The organism is Nitrosospira sp. Nsp14, assembly GCF_900113575.1.
GTDB lineage: Bacteria > Pseudomonadota > Gammaproteobacteria > Burkholderiales > Nitrosomonadaceae > Nitrosospira.
In genome coordinates this window covers 1-1,225 of the sequence record NZ_FOPV01000049.1, presented here as the reverse complement: position 1 = coordinate 1,225, position 1,225 = coordinate 1, and the positions used below count along the sequence as shown (strand labels likewise).

1 protein-coding gene is annotated in these 1,225 nt (G+C 55.8%); it reads right to left on the bottom strand.

All coding sequences use genetic code 11. The features are described 5' to 3' along the window. Positions 1–32 precede the first annotated feature (32 nt). A protein-coding gene (locus tag BM022_RS14970; protein WP_371264344.1) for an IS3 family transposase occupies positions 33–1,144 on the bottom strand; the annotation gives its coding sequence in 2 pieces (ribosomal slippage) (positions 33–892 and positions 892–1,144; 1,113 coding nt in all). Positions 1,145–1,225 lie beyond the last annotated feature (81 nt).

Sequence of the window (1,225 nt, the reverse complement as noted above, 5' to 3'; positions counted from 1 at the left end):
TGATGTTCCCCCAATTCTGATGGGATTCAAAACTAGAATCTAGCCGCTTCGAGCAGTCTGACCTGGTTGGATTTAACGTATTCGCTTGGGGTCAGCTTTCCGAGCGAACCGTGGGGTCTGTGATCATTATAGTCGCGTCGCCACGCTTCGATGATACGCCTTGCCTGCTCCAGGGATTCGAATTCGTAAGTATTCAGACATTCGTCGCGTAGCCGACCATTGAATGACTCGCAAAGCCCGTTGTCCGTAGGCTTTCCAGGGCGCGTGAAATCAAGCTGCACCTTGTTCTCCCAAGCCCAGCAGTCCAGTGCTCTGGAAGTAAATTCGGTGCCATGGTCCACGGTGATGCATGCTGGCAGGCGAACCGTCTTGCCAGCCCGACTGAGCGCCTCAACCACGCTGCTGCCGGTTAACCGAAAACCCACCTCTAATACCGGGCTCTCACGACTCCAGTTATCGACGACTGTCAGAACCCGGAAGGTTTGCCCATTGACCAGTTGATCGTGCACAAAATCCATGCTCCAACGCTGTCCTGGCGCCGTGGGCGTCGGTGCCGGCCCACGGTGCAGGCTCATACGCTTCTTTCGGCGTACCCGCATGCGCACTTGAAGACCTTCCAGACAATACAACCTATGGACACGTTTGAGATTGACATGCCAGCCTTCACGCCGAAGCAGGACGTGAATGCGCTCGTAACCAAACCGCGGACGGCTCATGGCAATGTCGCGAATGCGCATGCGCAATCCTGACTGATCCTTGGCCGTACTCTTGCGGTACCAGCCGCCGCGAGAGAAATTGCCTAGCCGACACGCCCGTTCAACGCTCACCTTGCACATATCGATGATCCATTGAACAACTTCCCGGCGGCGTGTCGGCGTCAGACCTTTTTTCGGATGACCTCCTGCAGGATGTTCTTGTCCAGCGTCAGATCAGCCACCACACGCTTCAACCGGGCATTCTCTTCCTCAAGCTGGCGCAACCGCCTGACCTCGCTGGCACCCAGGTCGCTGTACTTCTTCTTCCAGATGTAGAACGTCGCTTCGGATATGCCCAGGCTGCGGCACACGTCCATCACTGGCGTGCCGGCTTCGGCCTGTCGCAACGCATATGCCACCTGCACCTCGGTGAATCGGGATCTCTTCATCGCTTCAAACTCCTTCAATAAGGGAGCCAGATGCGACTTTACTCTAATTTAGAACTGCCCTAGTTTTTGGGGATGACGTCA